General features: G+C 64.0%; 2 protein-coding genes. Both read left to right on the plus strand.

From position 1 onward, the window contains the following. Nucleotides 1-189 precede the first annotated feature (189 nt). Entirely contained in the window at nucleotides 190-1,725 is a 1,536-nt protein-coding gene (locus ACRC0P_RS09090; protein ID WP_438630073.1) for an alkaline phosphatase, read from the plus strand. A 16-nt stretch (nucleotides 1,726-1,741) separates the two neighbouring features. Further along, nucleotides 1,742-3,352, plus strand: a complete 1,611-nt coding sequence (locus ACRC0P_RS09095) for an alkaline phosphatase (RefSeq protein ID WP_438630075.1) — start codon at nucleotides 1,742-1,744, stop codon at nucleotides 3,350-3,352. Nucleotides 3,353-3,441: the final 89 nt, after the last annotated feature.

Consider the following 3,441-nt stretch of genomic DNA (forward strand, 5'->3'; position numbering starts at 1 on the left):
CGCCTTTCTGGGACTGTCTGCGAGAGGGACCTCGCGGACAAGCCTACAGGGACGTATTTACGGCGTGTCCCAGAAAGGCGCACCCCGTCCCGGCTCCCAGAGCTGAACCTCGAAACTTGAGCTTTTAATCTCCCTGTCACACTTCCGGTCTTTAATGCGCACCAAATAACCGAGTACCGGAGGTTTTCCATGGCGAAGCGCATCGCCCGCGCGTTGGCCGCGTGCTGTCTGTTTTCCGCAAGTCTGCCCCTGTCCGCCGCCGAACTGCCGGATTACCAGCGCAACAGCGACTGGTTTACCGATGGTGAAAATCGCCTGGCCTCCAAAGCGGAAGACGAGCGCGGGAATAAAACCGCGAAGAACGTGATCCTGTTCGTCGGCGACGGTATGGGCATTTCCACCCTCACCGCCGCGCGGATTCTCGAGGGTCAGCTGCGCGGCGAGAGCGGCGAGGAAAACGCGCTCTCCTTCGAGGAGTTCCCCCACAGCGCCCTGATCAAGACCTACAACACCAACCAGCAGACCCCGGACTCCGCCGGCACCATGACCGCGATGATGACCGGGGTGAAAACAAAAGCCGGCGTAATCAATATCGACAGCGACGCCCTGCGCGCGGACTGCGCCTCCAGCAAAGGCAGGGAGCTGAACACCTTCCTGGAACTGATGGAGAGCCGCGGCAGATCCACTGGCGTCATCTCCACTGCGCGCATTACCCACGCCACACCGGCGGCCACCTACGCGCGCACGCCGGAGCGCAATTGGGAGCACAGGGCCGAAGGCGACTGTAAAGATATCGCCACGCAATTGGTGGAAATGGAAGCGGGTGACGGGGTGGACGTAATCCTCGGTGGTGGCCGCCGCAACTTTATTCCCACCGGGGCCGACGGCGAGCGGGCGGACGGCCGCGACCTCACCGCCGAGTGGCTGGCCCGTTACGAAGGCGAACAGCAGGCGCAGTACCTGGAGACGGGCTCGGCACTGAGCGCAGTGGATATTGCGGGTACCGACAAACTGCTCGGTCTCTTTACGCGTTCCCATATGCGCTACGAAGCGGACCGCAAGGCGAGTGGCGCCGACGAGCCGGGCATCGCGGAAATGACCGATGTCGCCATCGACCTGCTGCAGAAAAACGACGACGGCTATTTTCTGATGGTGGAGTCCGGCCGCATCGACCATGCCCATCACGCGGGCAACGCTTACAATGCGCTGCACGACACCATCGCTTTCGCCGGGGCGGTAAAAACGGCGGTGGAAAAAGTGGACCTGGAGGAAACCCTGATCCTGGTGACCGCGGATCACAGCCATGTGTTAACCATCGCCGGCTATCCCACCCGCGGCAATTCCATCCTCGGTAAGATGGTCACCAACGACGGCACCGGCGCGCCGCAGGCGGAGGTCGCCGCCGCCGGCGACGGCCTGCCATATACCACGCTGAGCTACGCCAATGGCCCGGGACACGCGGATCTGGGCAGCGAGACGGATGCGGACGAACGCTATACCACAGCGGTGAATAGCGGCCGCAAGGACCTGAGCGCGGTGGATACCGAAGCTGCGGGTTTCTATCAGGAGGCCCTGGTGCCCCTGGGCTCCGAGAGCCATGCCGGCGAAGATATCAGTTTGCACGCCATCGGCGCAGGCAGCGACCTGGTGCAGGGTACCCTGGAACAGAACGCGATTTTTCATGTAATGGTCGGCGCAACCGGAATTCCGGTAACAGCGGAATAATTTTGGGGGTAAAACAATGAAACGATACAACAAACTTGCGACGGCCTTTTCTCTCGCCCTGCTGGCCAGTGGTTGCAGCGACAGCGATTCCGATCGGGGCCGGGAACCCGACCTGCCCGAACCGGACCTGGAACAACAGGCCCTGAGCCTGCCGCAGTCCCAGCGCGAAAGCAGCTGGTTTACCGCCGGCGAAGCGGCGGTGGATGCGGCGCGCCAGCAGACGGTCAACAACACGCCCGGCGCGGCAAAAAATATCATCCTGTTCGTGGGCGACGGCATGGGCATCTCCACCGTCACCGCCGCGCGCATTCTCGCCGGCCAGCAGCAGGGGCTCGACGGCGAGGAATACCAGCTCAGCTTCGAGAAAATGCCTTTCGCCGGCCTGGTGAAAACCTACAACACCAACCAGCAGACCCCGGATTCCGCCGGCACCGCCACCGCCCTGATGACCGGCGTAAAGACCAAAGCCGGCGTGATCAACGTCGACGAAACCGTGGCCCGCGGCGATTGCGCGGCGAGCCTCGAGCGGCCGCTGACCACCGCACTGGAACTGGCGGAGGCCAAGGGCAAGAGCACCGGCATCATCAGCACCGCCCGCATCACCCACGCCACCCCGGCGGCCACCTACGCCAAATCGCCGGAGCGGGGCTGGGAGTACAAAGCCAACGGCGACTGCGTGGATATCGCCGCCCAGCTGGTGGAACTGACCGCTGGCGACGGCGTTGACCTGATACTGGGCGGCGGCCGCCGCAGCTTCCTGCCCAACACCGTCACCGACCTGGAGGGCAAAGCCGGCAAGCGCGAGGACGGCCGCAACCTGGTGGACGAGTGGCGGGAACGCTACGGCGACGGCGTCACCAATGCCGCCTATATCGAAAACCAGTCCGGCTTCGACGCGCTGGATATCGCCGCCACCGACAAGCTGCTGGGCCTGTTCAACGCCTCGCACATGCACTACGAGGCGGACCGCGGCAACGACGTGGCCGGCGAGCCGTCACTGAGCGAGATGACCGCCAAGGGCCTGCAATTGCTGCAGAAAAACAACCACGGCTATTTCCTGATGGTGGAATCCGGCCGCATCGACCACGGCCACCACGCCGGCAGCGCCTACAGTGCGCTCACCGACGCGGTGGAATTCGCCAGGGCGGTGCAGGTGGCCATGGACAACACCAGCGCCGAGGACACCCTGATTATCGTCACCGCCGACCACAGCCACGTGATGACCATCGCCGGCTACCCGACCCGCGGCAACCCCATCCTCGGCAAGGTAGTCACCAACGATGGCAGCGGACAGCCGCATGAGACCCCGAGCCTCGCCGACGACGGCCTGCCCTACACCACCATCACCTACGGCAACGGTGCCGGCTACGCGGATATGGGCGAGGAGACGGATGCAGACGAGCGCTACGGTCACGAGGTGGATGCCGGCCGCAAGGATCTGAGCCACGTAGACACCACCGCGCCCGGCTACCACCAGGAGGCGCTGGTACCGTTGGCATCCGAGTCACACGCCGGAGAGGACGTGGGCGTCTGGGCCCGCGGCCCCGGCGCGCACCTGGTCAGCGGCACCAACGAACAAAACTACCTGTTCCACGTAATGGCCCGCGCCGGCGGCCTTCTAAACTGATTTTCCCCACCTTCGGGTAATTTGCCCACCCTGTAGGAGCGGCCCATGGCCGCGATCGGATTACCGGAAAACCCGGAACCTCGATCGCG

The organism is Microbulbifer sp. (assembly GCF_051659245.1).
In the GTDB taxonomy this organism is placed as follows: domain Bacteria; phylum Pseudomonadota; class Gammaproteobacteria; order Pseudomonadales; family Cellvibrionaceae; genus Microbulbifer.

What these genes read in the sequence shown, in the direction of transcription:
- ACRC0P_RS09095 (WP_438630075.1), top strand. Translation starts at nt 1,742, where the DNA reads ATGAAACGATACAACAAACTTGCGACGGCCTTTTCTCTCGCCCTGCTG.
- ACRC0P_RS09090 (WP_438630073.1), top strand. Translation starts at nt 190, where the DNA reads ATGGCGAAGCGCATCGCCCGCGCGTTGGCCGCGTGCTGTCTGTTTTCC.